The organism is Streptomyces sp. NPDC031274 (assembly GCF_055570235.1).
The window spans coordinates 238908-258820 of the sequence record NZ_JBVIHP010000011.1 but is presented as its reverse complement, the minus strand read 5'-3'; the positions used below and the strand labels follow the sequence as shown (position 1 = coordinate 258820).

The following is a 19913-nucleotide window of genomic DNA, read 5'->3' as shown; positions in this document are numbered from 1 at the left end:
CCGGCACGCGATCAGCTCTCGACGGGCTCTCGATGGTTCTACACCTCTGACGTCGAGATACACCCTTGTGGGTGACCGGACGTGAGGGTGTGGTGACGTAGCGTTCCCAAGGTGATCGAGCCGTCAACGCAGTTGCCCGTGACGCCCCGGACGGGGCGGATACTCGTCCTGGCGGGCGTCTTCATCTGCGCGGCCTGCGGTCTGGTGTACGAACTCGAACTGGTCGCCCTCGCCTCGTACTTGATCGGTGACTCGGTCACCCAGGCGTCGGTCGTCCTCTCGGTGATGGTCTTCGCCATGGGCATCGGGTCGCTGCTCGCCAAGCGTCTGCGATGCCGTGCCGCTGCCGGGTTCGGCCTGGTCGAGGCGGCGCTCGCGCTGGTCGGCGGCCTGAGCGCCATGGCCTTGTACGCGGCGTTCGCCTGGACCGGCGACCGGGGCGAGGTCTGGGCGAGCGGCTCGCGGTATCTGCTCGTCGCGTTCTCGCTCGCCATCGGCCTGCTCATCGGCGCCGAAGTGCCGCTGCTCATGGTGCTCATACAGCGGATCAGACGGCAGGACCCCAGCGGCGCCGTGGCGGACCTGTTCGCCGCCGACTACGTGGGCGCGCTGGTGGGCGGCCTCGCCTTTCCCTTCCTGCTGCTCCCCCTGCTCGGCCAGCTCTCCGGGGCGCTGATCACCGGCGCGGTCAACGTACTCGCGGGCGGCGCACTCGTGTTCGGCCTCTTCGGGCGGGACTTGAGTGTGCGCGGCCGCTGGGCGCTGCTCGTCGCCAACGTCACCGTCCTCGGCGTGCTCGCCGCAGCCGCCGTGCTCGTCGGCGACTTCGAGGCGGCGGCGCGGCGTGCGGTCTACGGCAAGGACGTCCGGGTCGCCGTGCAGACCGACGTCCAGGAAGTCGTCCTCACCGGCGGCAGAAGCGATTCGCTCGACCTCTACCTCGACGGGCGTCTGCGGGTCAGCGGCCGCGACGAGCACCGCTACCACCGGGCGCTCGTCGGCCCCGCGATGAACGGCGGGCACGCGCGCGTGCTGATCCTCGGCGGTGGCGACGGCCTCGCCGCGCGTGAGGTGCTGCGGCATTCCGGGGTGCGGCGGGTGGACGTCGTCGAAATCGATCCCGGGGTCGTGCGGTTGGCGCGCTGCGATCCGGCGCTGAGCGAGCTGAACGAGCACGTGTACCGCGACCCCCGGGTGCGGGTGGTGAACGCCGACGCGTTCCGCTGGCTGCGCTCGCCCCCTCGTACGTACGACGTGGTGATCTCCGACATGCCGGACCCCGGCATCACCGCGAGCACCAAGTTCTACTCCCAGGAGTTCTACGGCCTCGCGCGGCGGGTCCTCGCCCCGGGCGGTCGCCTCGCCGTGTACGCGGGTCCGGTCGCCGCCGAGCCCCGCGTCTACTGGACGGTGGAGGCGACGCTGCGGGCGGCGGGACTGCGGACCGAGCCGTACCGCGTGGGCGGCAGGCTTCCCGGGGTCACGGCGGGCCCCGGCCGGACGGCGGACGGTGCGGCCGCGCCGCGCGACTGGGGGTTCGTCCTCGCGGCCGGCTCCCGTACGGCCCTCGAACCGCCCCGGACGGCGGCGCTGCTGCGGGTGGGCGTGGCGTCCGCCGAACGGACGCGGATGCGTGGGCTGACCTCCTCCACCCTGGTGCACCCGCGGTACGCGAACTGACGAACCGACGTACATGGTCTGGACGGCGTGGGTAGGCTCGACTGCCATGGAGCATGAGGTGTTCGTTCCGGTTCCCGCCGACCGTCTTCAGCAGGTGCTGAGTGACCCCGCGCAGGTCGCTGGGGCGGTGCCCGGACTTCAGCGCGACGCGGACGAGTCCGCGCAGCCGCTTTCCGGCCGTCTCAAGGTGCGGATCGGCGGCCACACGATCACGTACCGGGGTGCGGCGCGGGTCGCCGCGCGCGGTGACGGTTCCTTCGCGATCGAAGGCGAGGGCGTCGAGGTGCGGGGCGGCGGCACGGTGAAGCTCTCGCTCACGGTGCGGCTCGATCCCGCCGAGGACGGTTCCGGGACGCGGGTGGTCTTCGCCGGGACGGGTGCGGGGGAGGGGCGCGTCGCCGAAAGTTCCCCACAGGCTGTGGAGGGGGCCGCGCGCAGGCTCATCGAGCGGTTCGCGGAGGGTCTTGGGCGAGGGGCCGAGCCGGAGGCCGAGCCCGGGTCCGCGGCGCCTGAGCCGGAGCCCGTGGTCATCGAACCCGTGGAGGCGGCTTCCGTCTTCGAGACGGAGGTGCCCGCCTCGTCGTTCGACGGGGACCCCGACGACGATGTCGACGTCGACGTCGAGGACATTCTGGTGCCGCCCGCGGAGGCCGCGCACGCTCGGCGGACGATGATCGGGCGCAGTGCGGAGGAGGTCGACCACGCGCCGCCCCGGGGACGGTACGCCCCGGCACCCGCGGCGGACTCGATGTCGACGCGGGACACGTTGCGGTGGGCCGCGCCCGCTGCCGCGGTGGTCCTTGCCTCGGCGATTGTCGCGGGGCGGGCGCTGCGTCGTAGGCGCTGAATCTCCCCCGACCCGGACCCCGACCCCTCCGGCATTTGAGGAGCGGCGGTCGCCCTGAACGTAAGGTCGACCCTGTGAGTAGCGAAGAAAGCGTGACACTGAGCGCGGGCGACGCGGAAGTCGAGCTGCAGCCGGGTAACGGCTGCCGAGTAGGGAGCCTTAAGGTCGGCGGCATCGAGCTGCTGCGGCAGGGCGAACGCTACGGCTGCTTCCCCATGGCCCCCTGGGTCGGCCGCATCCGCGAAGGCAAGTTCCGCAACGGCGGCACGGTCCACCAGATGCCCCTCAACTCCCCGCCCCACGCCATCCACGGCTTCGCCAGGGACGCGGCATGGCGCACCGCCCGCACCGGCAGGAGCGAGGCCGCGTTCACATACGACCTCACCGACCCCTGGCCCTACGAAGGCCGCGTCACCCAGCTCTTCGCCCTCACCGAGGACTCCCTCACCCTCACCCTCGGCATCGAGACGTACGGCGACTCCTTTCCCGCCCAGGCGGGCTGGCACCCGTGGTTCAACCGGAACCTCGGCCAGGAGGACGTACGCGTCGACTTCAGCGCCTCCTGGCAGGAGGAGCGCGGCGACGACCACCTCCCCACGGGCAACCGCGTCGCCCCCACCCCCGGCCCCTGGGACGACTGCTTCGGGATGCCCGACGGCGTCGACGTCACCCTGACCTGGCCCGAGCAGCTGGAACTCACGGTGAAGAGCCGCGAGCAGTGGGTCGTCGTGTACGACGAGCAGGAAGCCGCCGTGTGCGTCGAGCCGCAGACAGGGCCGCCCGACGGCCTCAACACCCTGCCCCGCCTGGTCACCCCGATCGACCCCCTGGAGACGTCGACGACCTGGACCTGGACGCGGCTTTAAGCTGACAGGCATGACTGACGACGTACGTGGCGCGCTGCTGCAGCAAATCAAGGACAAGGCCGTGGTGCACGGCAAGGTGACCCTCTCCTCGGGTCTCGAGGCCGATTACTACATCGACCTGCGCCGCGTCACCCTCGACGGCGAGGCCGCCCCGCTGGTCGGCCAGGTGCTGCTCGACCTCACCGCAGACCTCGACTTCGACGCCGTGGGCGGACTCACCATGGGCGCCGACCCCGTCGCGGGCGCGATGCTGCACGCCTCCGCGGCGCGCGGCAAGCGGCTCGACGCGTTCGTCGTGCGCAAGGCCGCCAAGGCGCACGGCATGCAGCGCCGCGTCGAGGGCCCGGACATCAAGGGGCGCCGCGTTCTCGTCGTCGAGGACACCTCCACCACCGGTGGTTCCCCGCTCACCGCCGTCGAGGCCGTGCGCGAGGCCGGCGGCGAGGTGGTCGGCGTCGCGACCATCGTGGACCGCGCCACCGGCGCGGGCGAGAAGATCACCGAGGGTGCCGGGGTGCCGTACCTCTTCGCGTACTCCAAGGACGACCTCGGCCTGGACTAGGACGGGACTGGGCCTGGACTAGGACGGGACTGGGGCTGGACTCGGCCTGGGCCAGGGCCGGACCGGATCCGGTAGGCGCAGGGCGGCCTGCGCCGCCCGGCAAGTCTGGAAGGATGGGGGCGACGATGACGTCGCCCCCTTAGGTCAGGGCCAAGCACACACCCGCACATCACAAGGAGCGGACACATGCCCATCGCAACTCCCGAGGTCTACGCCGAGATGCTCGACCGGGCGAAGGCAGGCAAGTTCGCCTACCCGGCCATCAACGTGACCTCCTCGCAGACGCTGCACGCCGCACTGCGCGGCTTCGCGGAGGCCGAGAGCGACGGCATCATCCAGATCTCCACCGGTGGTGCGGAGTTCCTGGGCGGCCAGCACAACAAGGACATGGTGACGGGTGCTGTGGCCCTCGCCGAGTTCGCGCACATCGTCGCCGCGAAGTACGACATCACCGTCGCGCTCCACACCGACCACTGCCCCAAGGACAAGCTGGACACGTACGTCCGTCCGCTGATCGACGTCTCCGCCGAGCGCGTCAAGGCCGGTCGCAACCCGCTCTTCCAGTCGCACATGTGGGACGGCTCCGCCGAGACCCTCGCCGACAACCTGGCCATCGGCCAGGAGCTGCTCGCGAAGGCCGCCGCCGCGAAGATCATCCTTGAGGTGGAGATCACGCCGACCGGTGGTGAGGAGGACGGCGTCACGCACGAGATCAACGACGAGCTCTACACGACCGTCGACGACGCGCTGCGTACGGCGGAGGCCCTCGGCCTCGGCGAGAAGGGCCGCTACCTCCTCGCCGCGTCCTTCGGCAACGTCCACGGCGTCTACAAGCCGGGCAACGTCGTCCTGCGCCCCGAGCTCCTCAAGGACCTCCAGGAGGGCGTCGCCGCCAAGCACGGCAAGGCCGCGGGCGCACAGCCCTTCGACTTCGTCTTCCACGGCGGCTCCGGCTCCACCGCGCAGGAGATCGCGACCGCCCTGGAGAACGGCGTCGTGAAGATGAACCTCGACACGGACACGCAGTACGCCTTCACGCGTCCCGTCGCGGACCACATGTTCAAGAACTACGACGGCGTCCTGAAGGTCGACGGCGAGGTCGGCTCGAAGAAGACGTACGACCCCCGCACCTGGGGCAAGGCCGCCGAGGCGGGCATGGCCAAGCGCGTCACCGAGGCGTGCGCGAACCTGCGCTCCACGGGCACGAAGCTGAAGTAGGCACCGCCAGTTTCGCTGTCGGGCCCGGTATTCCGTTCCAGGACGGGGTACCGGGCCCTTCGCGTCGCGCCATGGCGCAGACTGGAACCCATGGCCATTCACAAGGATCTGCTCGGGGGACCGCCCCCGACCCACCTGCCCGACGACCCGGAGCCGCGCGAGCTCCTCGCGAACGGCGCGGCGCCCGCCGACGTCGCCGCGAAGTACCCGACCTCCTCGCTCGCCTGGGCGCAGCTCGCCGACGAGGCGTTCGAGCGGGGCAGCGTCGTCGAGTCGTACGCGTACGCCCGTACCGGATACCACCGCGGCCTCGACTCGCTGCGCCGCGCCGGCTGGAAGGGCCACGGCCCGGTGCCGTGGGAGCACGAGCCGAACCGCGGCTTCCTGCGCGCCCTGCACGGGCTCGCGCGCGCCGCGCAGGCGATCGGCGAGCAGGAGGAGTACGAGCGCTGCGCGGGCTTCCTGCGGGACTCCTCCGAGGCGGCGGCGGACACGCTCGGCTAGCACGGCGGACACCCTGAGCTAGCCCCCAAAAACGTGCTTGACCTGCCTGGACGCCGCTGTGACCAGGCAGGTCTTGCTGTTTTGTGGGATGTTGCGGAGGATGCCGGTGGGGACCGGGGCCCCCGTGTCGGTAACGGCAGGGGCGGACCGCTACCCGGAGTACGTATCAAGGAGATCGCGATGTCCCAAGAGGCGGACACCCCGAACCTCGACTTCGCAGGAACCACCCCTTACGAGGACTACGTCCAGGCGGACGTCCTCACCCACCTCCAGCACCTGCGCTCGGACGATCCCGGAGAGATGGTCTTCCTGGTCACCACCCAGGTGATGGAGCTGTGGTTCACGGTCATCGTGCACGAGTGGGAGACCGCGTCGCGCGCCCTGCGCAGCGATGACGTCCCCGCCGCCGTGGCCGCCCTCAAGCGAAGCCTCCGCGAGCTGGAGGCGCTGAACGCCTCGTGGCGCCCGCTCGCCCAGCTGACCCCCGCGCAGTTCAACTCCTACCGTTCCGCGCTCGGCGAGGGATCCGGATTCCAGTCCGCGATGTACCGCCGCATGGAGTTCCTGCTCGGCGACAAATCCGCGTCCATGCTGGTGCCGCACCGGGGCGCGCCGCGCGTCCACGCCGAGCTGGAGAAGGCGCTCCAGGAGCCGAGCCTGTACGACGAGGTCCTCGCCCTGCTCGCCCGCCGCGGCCACGCGGTCCCGACCGCCGTGCTCCAGCGCGACCTGACGCAGAAGTACGAGCCGTCGCCCGAGGTCGAGAAGGTCTGGACCGACCTCTACTCCGGCGACGAGAGCGACGAACTCGCCCGGCTGGGCGAGACGTTGACGGATGTCGGCGAGCTGGTGTGGCGCTGGCGCAACGACCATCTGGTGGCGACGCGGCGCGCGATGGGCTCCAAGACGGGCACGGGCGGCTCGGCCGGTGTGGCCTGGCTGGAGAAGCGCGCGACGAAGAACGTCTTCCCCGAGCTGTGGACGGCGAGGAGCCATGTCTGACGCGGATTTCCAGAAGCAGAAGCAGAAGCAGACGCAGATGCAGATGCAAGCGGCGAAGAAGGACGCCGATGACGAACTCCGGGGAAAGAGGGACGAGTTCATCCTCGACGACACCGTCTACCTGGACGGGAATTCGCTCGGCGCGCTGCCGGCGAACGTCCAGGAGCGCGTCGCGGACGTCATCTCACGGCAGTGGGGAAAGCTCCGCATCCGCTCCTGGGACGAAAGCGGCTGGTGGACCGCGCCCGAGCGCGTCGGCGACCGCATAGCTCCCCTCGTCGGCGCCGCAGCAGGCCAGATAGTGGTCGGCGACTCGACGAGCGTGAACATCTTCAAGGCGCTTGTCGCGGCCGTACGCATGGTCCGTGACTCGGACGAGGGGCGCGACGAGATCGTCGTTGACGCGACGACGTTCCCCACGGACGGGTACATCGCCCAGTCGGCCGCGCGGCTGACGGGGTGCCGTCTGCGGCCGGTCGCGCCGGACGACGTGGCCGGTGTCCTCGGCCCGCGTACGGCGGTCGTCCTGCTCAACCACGCCGACTACCGCACCGGGCGCCTGCACGACCTGCCCGGCCTGACGGCGGCCGTGCACGACGTGGGCGCGCTCGTGGTCTGGGACCTGTGCCACACCGCCGGAGCGCTGCCCGTCGGGCTCGACGCGCACGGCGTGGACCTCGCGGTCGGGTGCACCTACAAGTACCTGAACGGGGGGCCTGGTTCACCTGCCTACATCTACGTTCGGGCGGACCTGCAGGCCCGCTTCGACTCCCCGCTGCCCGGCTGGAACTCGCACGCCGAGCCCTTCGGGATGCGGCCGGAGTTCGAGGCGGCGGAGGGTGCCGTACGGGGGCGGGTCGGTACGCCCGACATCCTCTCGATGCTGGCCCTCGACGCGGCGCTCGACGTCTGGGACGGGGTGTCCATCGAGGCCGTACGGGCCAAGTCCCTCGCTCTGACGGACTTCTTCATCGAGTGCGTGGCCGCCTACGTCCCCGAGGGCCGGGTCGAGGTGCTCACCCCGGCCGGGCACGGTCAGCGCGGCAGCCAGGTAGCCCTGCGGTGCGACGACGCGGGTGAGGTCATGCGCCGGCTCGTGGAGCAGGGCGTGGTCGGGGACTTCAGGGCGCCTGATGTGCTGCGGTTCGGATTCACGCCGTTGTACGTCGGGTTCGCCGATGCCGAGCGGGCCGCGGGGGTGCTCGCGCGGACGTTGGGGGAAGCTGCGGGGTAGCGGCGTGTCGCCGTTCGCCGGGCGGGCCGAAATCCGGGCCGCCCGGCGCCGGTATCGGGAAGGAGCGGGGTAGGGGAAGATCAAGAGACCTGTACCCGACCTGTACCCCACGCACCCGCAGAGAGGTTGTCGCATGCCGGACGACGCCGACGCCGTGGCCCGCGATACCGCCGAGGCCGACGCCGCCTTCTCGCACCCCGCGGTGACGCCCGACGCCACCGCCGCGTACGGCGAACACCCCGACCAGGTGATCGACTTCTACGAGCCCCGGATCGCCACGGTGGGCCCCGCCCCCCTCGTCGTCGTCCTGCACGGCGGCGCCTGGCGAGCCCCGTACGACCGGCGGCACCTCACGCCCTTCGCGGACTTCCTGGCCAGGCGGGGCTTCGCCGTGGCCAATGTCGAGTACCGCCGGGGGAGTTCGATCCCCGCCCAGGGTGGCGGCCCCGCCGCGGGGCGCTGGCCCGAGACCTTCGACGACGTCGCCGCCGCCTTCGACGCGCTCCCCGCGCTCGCGGCCGACCTCCTGCCGTCGGCCGACATCCGCCGCACCGTAGTCACCGGCCACTCCGCGGGCGGCCATCTCGCCCTCTGGGCCGCCGCCCGCCACGTACTGCCCACCGGCTCGCCCTGGCGCACCGACCGGCCCGTCCCCTTCCGGGGTGTCGTCGCCCTCGCGCCCATCGCCGACTTCCAGGTCGCGCGGGAGCTCGGCATCTGCTCGGACGCCCCCCTTCAACTTTTGGGCGGGGCCGATAAGTTCGACGAACGTCTCGCGCACGCCGACCCGGCGGCCCTGCTGCCGACCGGCATCGCCACGACCGTCGTCCAGGGACGTACCGACATCGTCGTGCCGCAGGCGGTGGCCGAGGCGTATGCCGACGCGGCGGCGAAGGCGGGCGAGGTCGTCGGGGTCACGCTGCTTGAGGACGTCGGCCACTTCCCGCTGATCGACCCGGCGGCGGACGCCTGCGCGGTGGTGGCGGAGGAGATCGCGCAGCTGGCGTACTAGACCGGGGGATGCCCGGGGTTCGCCCGGGGAATGCCCGCAGGGTGTGGCCCCTGGGCTACCCGTAGTACCTGAGAGCTACGCGGCAAGTGAGTTCCACGGTGTGATGCCGACTACGGGTCCTGATCCATAACTTCCTTTCCAGAGACACGAACTGGAAGGGAAGGACCCCATGACGCTCCGGGCCGGGCGGCTTCGCCGCACTCTGCTTGCCGCGCTGGTCGCGGGCGCCGTCGCCGTGCCGGTGTCGGGCGCCGTCCGCCCGCAGGTCCCGGCCCCCGCTCCGGCGGAGCTCGCGCCCCTCACGGCGGGCACGCTCGACGCGGCGTACGACGCGAACCGCGCGAACGCCGCGCGGGCCGCGGGGATGGCCGCGCGGTACGGCGACCGGGGGCGGGCAGGCCGACTCCGCGCCATGGCCGCGCCGGACCGCCACTTCCTCGCCTTCGACGGCCGGGGTGCGGGCAGGACCGCCGAGGTGCTCGGTGACCTGAAGACCGCCGACCGGGTCGCCGTCCTGGTGCCGGGCTCGGACACCGGCATCGACACGTACGGGCGGTTTCGCGCGGGGGCCGTCGCCCTGCACGACGAACTGGGCGCGCACGCGGCGGTCGTGGCCTGGCTCGGATACGAGACGCCGGGCACGGTCAGCCCCGCCGCTCTGACGACCGGGCGCGCGGAGGAAGCGGCGCCCGCGCTCAGGGCCTTCGTCGGCGCGCTGCACACCGTCAATCCGGGCGCCCGCCTCTCGCTGCTCTGCCACTCGTACGGCTCGGTCGTATGCGGCCGCGCCGCCACCCAGGGGCCCGGCGGCCTGGACGTCGCCGACATCGCGCTCTACGGCAGCCCCGGCACGGGGGCCGACCGGGCGGCCGACCTCAAGTCCCGTACACACGCCCGGATCTGGGCGGGCCGCGGCGCCGACGACTGGATCGCCGACGTGCCGCACACCAGCGCCGACGTCTTCGGTACGACCGTCGGCTTCGGCACGGACCCGGTCTCACACGGCTTCGGCGCGCGCGTCTTCGCGGCGGGCGGCGGGGGCCACAGCGACTACCTGAAGCCGGGGTCGGTACCGCTGGACAGCCTCGCGCGGATCGTGCGCGGCCAGAACCCGAAGAACCCGGAGCCCTCCCATGCGTGAACTCGTCAGGTTCGTCAGGCCGCTGTCCACCGGCATCCGCCGTATCGACGACGCGACGCCGCCCGACCGCGACCGCGCGGTCGACGCCTTGCGCGCCCTCGCCATCCTGGGCGTCGTACTCGGACACTGGCTGGTCACCGCGCTCGTCCCGGACAGCGCCGCGCTGCACGCGGCCAGCCCCTTGCAGCATCTGCCGTGGCTCGCGCCCATCTCCTGGCTTCTCCAGACGCTCGCCGTGTTCTTCCTGGTGGGCGGGCATGTGGCCGCCAGGAGTCACGCGTCGGCGCGGGCGCGGGGGATCAGCTACCGGCAGTGGCTCGCCGCCCGGCTCGGACGGCTCTTCGGGCCGGTGGCGGCCGTGCTCGTGCTCTGGACGGTGGCGGCGGCCGTCATGCTCGTGGGCGGGGCAGGGCCGGAGACCGTCCACACGCTCGTCAAGCTCGCGCTCTCACCCCTCTGGTTCCTCCTGGTCTTCGCGGCACTGACCGCCGTCACCCCGCTCGTCACCCGGGTCAACCCGCTGTGGCCGCTTGCCGTCGTGTTGCATGTGGACCTCATTCGTTTCGGACTCGGCGGGCCCTCCTGGCTCGGCTGGATCAATGTGGCGGCAGGCTGGCTCGTGCCGTACACGCTGGGTGCCGCCTGGACGCGCGGGGAGCTGACCCGGCGTTCGGGGTGGGTGCTGCTCACGGGTGGCGCGGTGGCCACCGCCGGGCTGATCTGCTGTGCCGGATACCCGGCGTCGATGGTCGGCGTGCCCGGCGCCGCGATCTCGAACCTGAACCCTCCGACCCTCGCCGCCGTCACCTTCGGCCTCGCGCAGTGCGGGCTCGCGATACTGCTCAGGGAGCCGCTCGGCCGCTGGATGCGGCGGCCCGCCGCCTGGGCCGCGGTGGCGGTGGTGAACCTCTTCGCGATGACGGTCTTCCTCTGGCACCAGACCGCGCTGATGGCGGTCACGGCGCTCGGCCTGCTCGCGGGCGTCCCGCTGCCGGGACTGCACACCGTGCCGGACGGGCTCGGCTGGGTCCTGGCCCGCCTCGCCTGGCTTCCGGTGTTCGCGCTGGGGCTCGGGGTGTGCTGGGCGGCCTTCCGGACGTACGAGCAAGAGGGCCGGGGGCGGAGCCGTGGAGGATCGCGGGTGGCGCGGGTGCACCGGCCCGGTGGGGCGGGGGACGGGACCGTGGGGGCGAAGGTGGTGCGGGATGCCTAGAGTTGATCTTGTGCGGGATGGGGAGCGTGGGGAGCGTGCGAAGGGTGTGGCGATTGCCAAGGGTGCCAAGGGTGTGGCGGGTGCGAAGGGCGTGGTGAGCGCGGACGGGGTGGGCCGTGAGGGCTTCGGCTCCGTCGTGCTGTCCGTCCTGCGGTCGTTCCGCGAGGAGTTGTGCACGCTCGCACCCATGCCGCTGCCCCCGCTGAGCACGCCGCGCGCGCTGCGCTGGATGCCGCACGTCGTGGTGGTGTGGATCGCCGTCGGTATGGTCGTCGGCAATCTCGATCAGTTGGTCCAGCGGTATCAACTCGGCTACGTGCTCGGCCTGTCGGTGGCGGTCGTCCAGGGCGTCGGCGTGGTCCTCGCGTTGTGGCGCCCCGCTCTCGCGTGGTGGATCTCCCTCGCCGCGGCCGTCGTGGCCGCGCTGTGCGCGACGGGGCAACTCCCCGATGTGCCGCACGAGCCCTGGCCCTGGGGTCCCCCCGCACTCCTCGCGCACGCCGTGATCACCTTGCTGCTCGCGCTGCGCGTCCCGACCCGGGGCGCGGTGGCGGCGTTCGTCCTCGGCTCAGGGCTGCCGCCGCTCCTTCGGGAGTGGCGCGAGCCCGCCTCGTACGACAATACGCTGCCGCTCGCCGCGATCACCTTCGGCATGGTCACGCTGATCGGCATCGCCCTGCGCGGCCGGCGCGAGGCCCGTACGCAGCTGGTCGAGCAGGAGACACAGACCGCCGAGGAGCGGGCGAGGCGCACCCTCCTGGAGGAGCGTGGCCGCATCGCGCGTGAGCTGCACGACGTGGTCGCCCACCACATGTCCGTGATCTCCATCCAGGCACAGGTGGCCCCGCTCCTGGTCGAGGACCCGCCCGACGCGCTGAAGGAGAACCTGGCGGGCATCCGCCAGAACGCCCTCGAAGCGCTGACGGAACTGCGCCGCGTGCTCGGCGTCCTGCGCGCGGAGCACCCGGACGGAGCGGAGGCGGCGCCGCAGTCTCCGCTGCCCACCCTCGACCGCGTCGAAGGCCTCCTGGAGAACGCCCGCGCCGCCGGGCTCACCGTCACCTGTGAGACCTCCGGGGAGCGGCGGCCGTTGCCGCCGGGCGTGGACCTCTCGGCGTACCGGATCGTGCAGGAGGCACTGAGCAACGCGATCCGGCACGCGCCGGGTTCGGCGGTACGGATCGACCTCGCGCACAGCCGCCCGGGGCTGCGCGTCCGGATCGCCAACTCCGCGTCGCACGCCCAGGCCCCGCCGTCACCGGGCGCGGGGCACGGCCTGCTGGGGATGCGTGAGCGGACGGCCATGCTGGGCGGGGACCTCGCCGCGGGAGCGACACCCGACGGCGGCTACGAGATATCGGCCTTCCTCCCGACCCATGGAGCGAGCAGCACATGACCACCGACCGGGCCATCCGCGTACTGATCGCCGACGACCAGATGATGGTCCGGCAGGGCTTCTCCGTCCTGCTCGACACCCAGCCGGACATCGAGGTGGTCGGCCAGGCGGTCGACGGACTCGACGCGGTGGCGCGGGTCGCGGAGCTCACCCCCGACGTCGTCCTGATGGACATCCGCATGCCGGAACTGAGCGGTATCGAGGCCACTCGCCGCATCACGGCCGCGCTGCCCGACATCCGCGTGCTCGTCCTGACGACCTTCGACCTCGACGAGTACGTGTACGAGGCGCTGCGCGCGGGAGCGTCGGGTTTCCTGCTCAAGGACGCGTCGGCGGACCAACTGGCGGAGGCGGTAAGGGTGGTGGCCGCGGGTGACGCGCTGCTCGCGCCCGGCATCACGCGCCGTCTGATCGCCGAGTTCGCCCGGCTCGGCGAGGCCCCGCGCACGCCGCTCAAGTCGCGCGTGGGCGCGCTGACCGAGCGCGAGACGGAGGTGCTCGCCCTCATCGCACAGGGTCTGTCGAACGCGGAGATAGCGGCCGGGCTGGTGGTGGCCGAGCAGACGGTGAAGACGCACGTGGGCCGCATCCTGGTGAAACTGGGCCTGCGGGACCGCACACAGGCGGCCGTCTTCGCCTACGAGACGGGGTTGGTGAGACCGTCGGGGTACTGATGTGGAGTGATTCTCAGGCTTCCACCAGCAGTTCCTGAAGGCCCCGGATCACGAAGTTCGGCTTGCGGTCGGGTTCCGACGCGAGTCGCAGTTCCGGGGCCCTGCGGAGCAACGCGCCCAGCGAGGCAGCCAGTTCGACGCGGGCCAGCGGTGCGCCGATGCAGTAGTGGATGCCCGCGCTGAAGGAGATGTGCGGGTTCTCGGCGCGGGTCAGGTCCAGGGTGGTGGGGGCGGTGAACACCGCCGGGTCGTGGTTCGCGCTGCCGAAGAGGAGCGCCACCTCGCTGCCGCGCGGGATCACGGTGCCGTCCACCTCGATGTCGTCCAGGACCCACCGCTCGAAGAACTGCAGCGGGGTGTCGTACCGCATCAGCTCCTCCACGGCGGTGGGGACGAGTCCCCCGGGGTCCGCGCGCAGGGCGGCCAGTTGGGCGGGGTTACGGAAGAGCGCGTACCAGCCGTTGACGGTGGCGTTGACCGTCGCCTCGTGCCCCGCGTTGAGCAGCAGGACGCAGGTGGAGATCATCTCCTGCTCGCTCAGGGACTCCCCGTCCTCGTAGGCGGCGATGAGCCCGGAGATCAGGTCGTCGCCCGGCTTCTCGCGGCGCACGGCGATGAGTTCGCGCAGGTACGCCGAGAATTCGAGCGAGGCCGTGACCGCTCGCGTCGCCGACTCCTCGGACGGCTTCAGCTCGTACATCCCGCAGATGTCGGCCGACCAGGGCCGCAGCTGGTCCCGGTCGCTCTCCGGGATGCCCAGCATCTGTGCGATCACCGCGACGGGCAGCGGCTCGGCGACCCGCGCCGCGAGGTCACCGCCCCCGTCGGCCACCAGATCCCGTACGAGCCGGTCGGCGAGGCCCTCGACGTACGGCCTGAGCTCTTCCACCGTGCGCGGAGTGAACGCCTTGGACACCAGGCGCCGGATGCGGGTGTGGGTCGGCGCCTCCAGGTCGAGCATGCCGTTGTCGTTGAGGACGTGGAACGGCTCGTGCGCGGGCGGTGGCGACTGCCGCCCGAACTCCTCGTGCGTGAAGCGGTGCAGATACGTCCGCCCGAGCCGCCGGTCCCTCAGCAGCGCCGACACGTCGGCGTGGTGCGGGATCAGCCACTGGTCGGTCGGTTCGAAGTAGTGGACCCGCCCGGCGGCCCGCAGTCGCGCGTAGGCCGGGTACGGGTCGGCGATGAACTCCGGCGACCAGGGGGCGAAGGGGGCGTTGGCGGCGTCCATGGAGGGACGGTAGTCGGGGTCAGCCCGGCGTGACCAGCCTCGCCTCGTACGCGAAGACCGCCGCCTGTGTGCGGTCCCGCAGGCCCAGTTTCACCAGGATGCGGCTCACGTGGGTCTTGATCGTGGACTCGGCGACCACGAGGCGCGAGGCGATCTCCGAGTTGGACAGGCCCTGGGCCACGAGCACCAGCACCTCCGTCTCGCGTTCGGTGAGTTCGCCGTACTGCTGCGCCTGGACCGTCGCCGACAGACGCGGTGTCTCGCCCAGTTTGGAGAACTCGGTGATGAGACGGCGCGTCACGGAGGGCGCGAGCAGTGCCTCGCCCGCGGCCACCACCTTGACGCCGTCCGCGAGCTGGCGCGCCGACGCGTCCTTCAGGAGGAAGCCGGACGCGCCCGCGCGCAGCGCTTGGTAGACGTACTCGTCGAGGTCGAAGGTGGTCAGGACGAGGACCTTCGACTCGACGTCCGCCGCGACGATCTCCCGGGTGGCCTCGATGCCGTTCAGCTCGGGCATGCGGATGTCCATCAGGACGACGTCCGGGTTGAGTTCGCGGACGCGCTCGACCGCCTCGCGGCCGTTGACCGCCTCGCCCACGACCTCGATGTCCGGCATCGCGTTGAGCAGGACGGAGAAGCCCTCGCGGACCATCATCTGGTCGTCGGCGATCAGTACGCGGATCGTCACTTCTGGCCTCCATCGGATTCCGGCGCGGACGCGACCGGCAGGAACACGGTGACTTCGTAGCCGCCGTCCTGGGTGTTCTCGGTCGTCATCTCGCCGTCCAGCATCGTGACACGCTCACGCATGCCGGTGAGGCCGTGGCCCGCTCCTGGCGACGGCTTGACCAGGCCGGTCGCCGGGCCGTTGACGATGCGCAGGCCCAGGCCGCCCAGGACGTAGCCGACCTCGACGCGGGCCGTGGCGCCGGGTGCGTGGCGCAGGGTGTTGCTGAGCGCCTCCTGGACGATGCGGTACGCGGAGAGCTCGACGCCCTGCGGGAGTTCGCGGACCGCGCCGGTGATCACCTTCTCGACGTCCAGGCCGGTCTCGCCGACGTTCGCGATGAGCCGGTCGAGGTCGGCGAGGGTGGGCTGCGGGGCGTCGGGGGCCTCGTAGTCCTCCGCGCGTACGACACCGAGGACGCGGCGCAGCTCGGTCAGCGCGGCCACCGCGTTCTCACGGATGGTGATGAACGCCTGTTCGAGCTCGGGCGGCGGGTTCTCGACGCGGTAGGGCGCGGCCTCCGCCTGGATGGCGACCACCGACATGTGGTGCGCGACGACGTCGTGCAGCTCGCGCGCGATCGTCGTCCGCTCCTCAAGGAGCGTGCGCTTGCCGCGCTCCATCGCGGTGGCCGTCCGCTCGACGCTGACCTCTCGCTGGGCCTCGCGGCGGACGTGCAGGAGGGCGACGGTGACGAGGGCGAGCGCGGAGAAGAAGAGCATCTGGGGCAGGTCGCTGCCGTACGCGCTCGAACCCGTGAAGACCTCGACGAAGACGCCGTAGGCGGCTGTGCAGGCCCACATCCACGCGGCGGCACGCGGCCGGGTCCGCACGGCGACCACCGTCATGACGGTGATGTGCGAGATGAACGAGCTGTCGGTCCACGGCCAGCTGTCCGAGCTGGGGGCGATCACGGTGATGAACGGGGTGCTCGCCAGCGAGAACCACCAGGCGCCGACCGGCCTCATCAGGGTCATGAGGACGGCGGCGGCGGGCAGGATGCCGGTGAACACGGCGCCCATCCCGCTGCCGCTGACGGGGGCGACCGAGTACGCGAGGACGGCGGCCATCGCGACCACGGCGTGCGGGATCCAGGCGGCGAAGGGGCGTATGCGGGCCGGAAGCCGTCGGCTCACCGGCCCGTCCGTACGCATCGGCGGCATCGGGCGGTAGGCGAAGGCGTCACGGATCAGGTCCTGGCGGAGCCCTGCGATCGCGCCCACGGCCATGCGGTGCTCAGGGCTGCGGGTACTGCTGGGGGCGGTCTTGGTCGCGTCAGTCACGCTTACGAAGGTACGGGTGCCGTGGGTGGAGGTCGTCCCCTCCTGGACGGGTTCTGTGGCGTCCGTCGCAGGTACTACGTGGGGGTACTCCGGCACCCCGCAGTCCGGCGCCCCTGGAGTCCGGGGCGCCGCACCTTCACGGGCCGACGTCAGCTGATCATGTCCCTGCGCCGAAGCCCCGCGACCCCCGCCGCGACCAGCACCGCCGCGATGGTGAGAAGCGCCACCACCGGCGCCCACTCCATGCCCCCGCCGGGCAGCTTCGGGAGGTGCCCGTAGGGGGAGACGTTCAGCGCCGCCTGCGCAAGGCCGAGCGCGGGGCCGATCCAGCCGATCGCCAGGCAGACCCCGGACACCGCCCAGGCAGCGACCGCGGCCCTGGGGAACGCCCCCACGAGCAGCACCGCGAACCCGCCGAGCGCCCAGATCGCGGCCACCTGCACCAGGCATGCGCCCATGATCGGCCCGAGGTCCTGCCCGTACCCGACGGCGAGACCGAGCCCGCCCACCAGCATCAGGAGCAGCGCGCCGCCGAAGGCGATGACCAGGTGGCCCGCGGCCCACCGGAGCCGCCCCACCGCGTTGGCCAGGACGGGTTCCGCCCGCTGCGAGGTCTCCTCGCCGTGCAGCCGCAGCACCGAAGCGACCACGTACAGCGAGGTGACCATGCCGAGCATGCCGACCATCGTGGCGAGGAAGGCGTCCGTGAGGCCGGACCGGCCGCCCATCCGCTCGATGATGTCGCGGGTGTTCTCGTTGTCGCCGACGATGTCCGCCGCGCCGTCGACCATCCCGCCGAAGACGACACCGGCGGCCAGGAACCCGAGCGCCCAGCCGAGCACGCTGCCCCGCTGCAACCGCCACGCGAGCGCGCCCGCCGTGGCGAGGCGGCCCTTCGCGGGTCCCGGCCGGGTCGGCAGGAAGCTCATGCCGACGTCACGCCGCCCTGCGAGGTCGTACGCGAGGGCGCCCTGCGCCACGATCGCGGCGGCGATCAGGAGCAGCACCCACCACCGCTCACCGGCGTAGGCGCGGAGGTTCTCAAGCCACCCGAGCGGTGAGAGCCAGGTGAGGACGGACTCGCCGCCCCGCGTCCCCGCGTCACCGGCGGCCTTGAGCACGTACGCCGTGCCGAGCACCGCCGACGTGAGGCCCTTGGCGAGCCGCGCGCTCTCCGTGAGCTGGGCGACGATCGCCGCCATGGTGGCGAAGAGCATGCCGGTGCCCGCGACGCCGAGCCCGAGCACGAGCGCCCCGGCCGAGCCCTGCCCCGCCATCCCGGCGGCGATGAGCAGACCCACGGCCGCGTTCGCCGTGAACGCGGCGAGCAGCGCGGCGGTCAGCGGCGCGCGCCGCCCCACCATCGCGGCGGAGATCATCTCCTGGCGCCCCGTCTCCTCCTCCTCGCGCGTGTGCCGTACGACGATGATCAGGCTCATCACGGCGGCGAGGATCGCGGCGTAGACGCCGATGCGCCAGGCGGAGAGCGCGCCGATGGAGTCCCCGAACACGGGTGAGTACAGCGCCCGCATCGAGGAGTTGGCGTTCATCGATCGCATGGCGTCGGCCCGCTCGGCGGCCGTTCCGTACGTCTTCCCCAGAGCGCCCGGCATCGAGAGGACCAGGCCGGCGACGACGAGGACCCAGACGGGCAGCATGACGCGGTCGCGGCGCAGGGCGAGCCCCAACAGGGCACCCGTACCGGCGAGTTGGTCCGATCCGCCGGTGCGGGGAGCGAACCCCGAAGTCTGGGAGGCGGTGGCGGTCATCGCGACACCATCTCGCCGGTCCGCACGTCGTCCTGGTAGTGCCGCAGGAAGAGCTCCTCAAGGGTGGGCGGTGTGGAGAGGAGCGACCGGATCCCGGAGTCGGCGAGCGAACGCAGCACCGCGTCCAGCTTGTCGGTCTCGACCTGGAGCTTGACGCGATTCCCGGATACCTCGACGTCGTGGACGCCGGGCAGCCGCGTGAGCCCGTCGGGCGGACCCGCGAGCTCGGCGGTGACGCTGGTCCGCGTCAGGTGGCGCAGGTCGGCGAGCGAGCCGCTCTCGACCGTCCGGCCCTTCCTGATGATGCTGACGCGGTCGCAGAGCGTCTCCACCTCGCTGAGGATGTGCGAGGAGAGCAGGATCGTCCGCCCCCGGTCCCGCTCCTCCTCGACGCAGCTCTGGAAGACCTCCTCCATGAGCGGGTCGAGCCCGGATGTGGGCTCGTCGAGGATGAGCACGTCGACGTCGGAGGCGAAGGCGGCGACGAGGGCGACCTTCTGCCGGTTGCCTTTGGAGTACGTACGCCCCTTCTTGGTCGGGTCGAGTTCGTACCGCCCGATGAGGTCGGCCCTGCGTGCCTGGTCGAGTCCGCCCCGCAGCTTCCCGTAGAGATCGATGACCTCGCCGCCGGAGAGGTTGCGCCACAGGGTGACGTCACCCGGTACGTACGCCACGCGCCGGTGCAGTTCGACGGCGTCGCTCCACGGGTCCTTGCCGAGGAGCTGAGCGGCTCCGGAGTCGGCGCGGAGCAGGCCGAGGAGGACCCGGATGGTCGTGGACTTCCCGGCGCCGTTCGGGCCGAGGAAGCCGTGGACCTCGCCGGTCTCGACGTCGAGATCGAGGCCATCGAGCGCGTGCGTCCTTCCGAACGACTTGTGCAGTCCGGAGACGGTGATTGCCTTCGTCATGTTTCGGAACGTACGCTAGTTTCACAAATTTGTGAAGTTAAGGAAGCGTATAAACTCGATCACGTCCGGCGGAGCAAGGGAGATGATCGGCAAATGCCCGACGAGTCCAAGGGCGAGGCGCGACGTGACGACGAGGTCGTCTCACGCTTCGTGGAACAGTTCGCCGCGCAGCTGGTCGAGGCGGGCATGCCGAGGATGCCCGCGAGGATCTTCGCCGCGCTCCTCGCGTCGGACTCGGGCGCGCTGACCTCGGCGGAGCTGGGGGAGCGACTGCGGGTGAGCCCGGCGGCGGTGTCGGGCGCGGTCCGCTATCTCACGCAGCAGCACATGGTGGCCAGGGAGCGCGAACCCGGCTCCCGGCGGGACCTCTTCCGGGTGCACAGCAACCAGTGGTACGAGGCCCTTGCCAACCGTGACGGCGTGCTCAAGCGCTGGGAGAGCGCCTTGGCCGACGGCGTCGCCAGCCTGGGCGCGGACACCCCGGCGGGCCGACGCATGGCGGAGACGCTGGCCTTCTTCGAGTTCGTCGAGCACGAGATCGCGGCAATGCTGGAGCGGTGGCGGGTGCACCGGGAGACCTTGTTCGGCAAGTAGCAGGCAGCAGGCGGCAGGCGGCAGGCGGCAGGCAGCAAGTAGCAGACAGCAG

19 protein-coding genes are annotated in these 19913 nt (G+C 71.7%); 14 read left to right on the top strand and 5 right to left on the bottom strand.

The window, feature by feature from the left end; genetic code table 11:
• Positions 1–111 precede the first annotated feature (111 nt).
• The 13 genes from ACZ5CR_RS19980 to ACZ5CR_RS19920 all read left to right on the top strand — a co-directional run bounded on the left by ACZ5CR_RS19980 (position 112) and on the right by ACZ5CR_RS19920 (position 13349).
• Positions 112–1680 (top strand): polyamine aminopropyltransferase, encoded by a 1569-nt coding sequence (locus ACZ5CR_RS19980; protein WP_468859196.1) that lies wholly within the window; start codon positions 112–114, stop codon positions 1678–1680.
• Positions 1681–1726: 46 nt separating this feature from the next.
• On the top strand, positions 1727–2527 hold the full coding sequence (locus ACZ5CR_RS19975) for an SRPBCC domain-containing protein (RefSeq protein ID WP_468859194.1): 801 nt from the start codon (positions 1727–1729) through the stop codon (positions 2525–2527).
• A 74-nt stretch (positions 2528–2601) separates the two neighbouring features.
• On the top strand, positions 2602–3393 hold the full coding sequence (locus ACZ5CR_RS19970) for an aldose epimerase family protein (RefSeq protein ID WP_468859192.1): 792 nt from the start codon (positions 2602–2604) through the stop codon (positions 3391–3393).
• 10 nt (positions 3394–3403) lie between these two features.
• Positions 3404–3955: an orotate phosphoribosyltransferase gene (pyrE, locus tag ACZ5CR_RS19965; RefSeq protein WP_468859190.1), complete on the top strand. Its 552-nt coding sequence runs from the start codon at positions 3404–3406 to the stop codon at positions 3953–3955.
• A gap of 186 nt (positions 3956–4141) precedes the next feature.
• Positions 4142–5173: a class II fructose-bisphosphate aldolase gene (gene fbaA / locus ACZ5CR_RS19960; RefSeq protein ID WP_468859188.1), complete on the top strand. Its 1032-nt coding sequence runs from the start codon at positions 4142–4144 to the stop codon at positions 5171–5173.
• A gap of 90 nt (positions 5174–5263) precedes the next feature.
• A complete protein-coding gene (locus ACZ5CR_RS19955) occupies positions 5264–5677 on the top strand; it encodes a DUF3151 domain-containing protein (protein WP_468859186.1) in 414 nt (137 codons plus the stop codon).
• 180 nt (positions 5678–5857) lie between these two features.
• Positions 5858–6679, top strand: coding sequence for a tryptophan 2,3-dioxygenase family protein (locus tag ACZ5CR_RS19950; RefSeq protein WP_468859184.1), 822 nt, complete (start codon positions 5858–5860; stop codon positions 6677–6679).
• Positions 6680–6716: 37 nt separating this feature from the next.
• Entirely contained in the window at positions 6717–7913 is a 1197-nt protein-coding gene (gene kynU, locus ACZ5CR_RS19945; protein WP_468859237.1) for a kynureninase, read from the top strand.
• Positions 7914–8046: 133 nt separating this feature from the next.
• The gene (locus ACZ5CR_RS19940; RefSeq protein WP_468859183.1) at positions 8047–8925 is read left to right on the top strand and encodes an alpha/beta hydrolase family protein; all 879 of its coding nucleotides are present in this window, start codon (positions 8047–8049) and stop codon (positions 8923–8925) included.
• Positions 8926–9094: 169 nt separating this feature from the next.
• Entirely contained in the window at positions 9095–10066 is a 972-nt protein-coding gene (locus tag ACZ5CR_RS19935) for an alpha/beta hydrolase (RefSeq protein ID WP_468859182.1), read from the top strand.
• Positions 10059–11279, top strand: a complete 1221-nt coding sequence (locus ACZ5CR_RS19930; RefSeq protein WP_468859180.1) for an acyltransferase family protein — start codon at positions 10059–10061, stop codon at positions 11277–11279. Before ACZ5CR_RS19935 ends, ACZ5CR_RS19930 begins: the two co-directional genes overlap by 8 nt.
• Before the next feature lie 46 nt (positions 11280–11325).
• A complete protein-coding gene (locus ACZ5CR_RS19925) occupies positions 11326–12675 on the top strand; it encodes a sensor histidine kinase (protein ID WP_468859178.1) in 1350 nt (449 codons plus the stop codon).
• Positions 12672–13349, top strand: coding sequence for a response regulator (locus ACZ5CR_RS19920; protein ID WP_468859176.1), 678 nt, complete (start codon positions 12672–12674; stop codon positions 13347–13349). The genes ACZ5CR_RS19925 and ACZ5CR_RS19920 overlap by 4 nt, the downstream gene beginning before the upstream one ends.
• A gap of 13 nt (positions 13350–13362) precedes the next feature.
• Here the strand turns inward: ACZ5CR_RS19920 and ACZ5CR_RS19915 are convergent, their stop codons facing one another.
• From ACZ5CR_RS19915 to ACZ5CR_RS19895, 5 genes are all read right to left on the bottom strand, one after another.
• Entirely contained in the window at positions 13363–14580 is a 1218-nt protein-coding gene (locus tag ACZ5CR_RS19915; RefSeq protein WP_468859174.1) for a cytochrome P450, read from the bottom strand.
• A 19-nt stretch (positions 14581–14599) separates the two neighbouring features.
• The gene (locus tag ACZ5CR_RS19910; protein ID WP_453537139.1) at positions 14600–15268 is read right to left on the bottom strand and encodes a response regulator; all 669 of its coding nucleotides are present in this window, start codon (positions 15266–15268) and stop codon (positions 14600–14602) included.
• Positions 15265–16536 (bottom strand): sensor histidine kinase, encoded by a 1272-nt coding sequence (locus ACZ5CR_RS19905; protein WP_468859235.1) that lies wholly within the window; start codon positions 16534–16536, stop codon positions 15265–15267. The genes ACZ5CR_RS19910 and ACZ5CR_RS19905 overlap by 4 nt, the downstream gene beginning before the upstream one ends.
• Positions 16537–16739: 203 nt before the next feature.
• The gene (locus tag ACZ5CR_RS19900) at positions 16740–18359 is read right to left on the bottom strand and encodes an ABC transporter permease (RefSeq protein ID WP_468859172.1); all 1620 of its coding nucleotides are present in this window, start codon (positions 18357–18359) and stop codon (positions 16740–16742) included.
• On the bottom strand, positions 18356–19267 hold the full coding sequence (locus tag ACZ5CR_RS19895) for an ABC transporter ATP-binding protein (RefSeq protein WP_468859170.1): 912 nt from the start codon (positions 19265–19267) through the stop codon (positions 18356–18358). Before ACZ5CR_RS19895 ends, ACZ5CR_RS19900 begins: the two co-directional genes overlap by 4 nt.
• A 93-nt stretch (positions 19268–19360) precedes the next feature.
• On the opposite strand from ACZ5CR_RS19895, the gene ACZ5CR_RS19890 reads away from it, so the two are divergent.
• Complete coding sequence (locus ACZ5CR_RS19890) at positions 19361–19861, top strand: GbsR/MarR family transcriptional regulator (RefSeq protein ID WP_468859168.1); 501 nt, start codon at positions 19361–19363, stop codon at positions 19859–19861.
• Positions 19862–19913 lie beyond the last annotated feature (52 nt).

Coding starts and splice junctions, on each gene's coding strand:
- ACZ5CR_RS19975 (WP_468859194.1), top strand. CDS start 1,727: ATGGAGCATGAGGTGTTCGTTCCGGTTCCCGCCGACCGTCTTCAGCAG.
- pyrE (WP_468859190.1), top strand. CDS start 3,404: ATGACTGACGACGTACGTGGCGCGCTGCTGCAGCAAATCAAGGACAAG.
- fbaA (WP_468859188.1), top strand. CDS start 4,142: ATGCCCATCGCAACTCCCGAGGTCTACGCCGAGATGCTCGACCGGGCG.
- ACZ5CR_RS19955 (WP_468859186.1), top strand. CDS start 5,264: ATGGCCATTCACAAGGATCTGCTCGGGGGACCGCCCCCGACCCACCTG.
- ACZ5CR_RS19950 (WP_468859184.1), top strand. CDS start 5,858: ATGTCCCAAGAGGCGGACACCCCGAACCTCGACTTCGCAGGAACCACC.
- kynU (WP_468859237.1), top strand. CDS start 6,717: ATGCAGATGCAAGCGGCGAAGAAGGACGCCGATGACGAACTCCGGGGA.
- ACZ5CR_RS19940 (WP_468859183.1), top strand. CDS start 8,047: ATGCCGGACGACGCCGACGCCGTGGCCCGCGATACCGCCGAGGCCGAC.
- ACZ5CR_RS19935 (WP_468859182.1), top strand. CDS start 9,095: ATGACGCTCCGGGCCGGGCGGCTTCGCCGCACTCTGCTTGCCGCGCTG.
- ACZ5CR_RS19930 (WP_468859180.1), top strand. CDS start 10,059: ATGCGTGAACTCGTCAGGTTCGTCAGGCCGCTGTCCACCGGCATCCGC.
- ACZ5CR_RS19920 (WP_468859176.1), top strand. CDS start 12,672: ATGACCACCGACCGGGCCATCCGCGTACTGATCGCCGACGACCAGATG.
- ACZ5CR_RS19915 (WP_468859174.1), bottom strand. CDS start 14,580: ATGGACGCCGCCAACGCCCCCTTCGCCCCCTGGTCGCCGGAGTTCATC.
- ACZ5CR_RS19905 (WP_468859235.1), bottom strand. CDS start 16,536: ATGGCCGTGGGCGCGATCGCAGGGCTCCGCCAGGACCTGATCCGTGAC.
- ACZ5CR_RS19900 (WP_468859172.1), bottom strand. CDS start 18,359: ATGACCGCCACCGCCTCCCAGACTTCGGGGTTCGCTCCCCGCACCGGC.
- ACZ5CR_RS19895 (WP_468859170.1), bottom strand. CDS start 19,267: ATGACGAAGGCAATCACCGTCTCCGGACTGCACAAGTCGTTCGGAAGG.
- ACZ5CR_RS19890 (WP_468859168.1), top strand. CDS start 19,361: ATGCCCGACGAGTCCAAGGGCGAGGCGCGACGTGACGACGAGGTCGTC.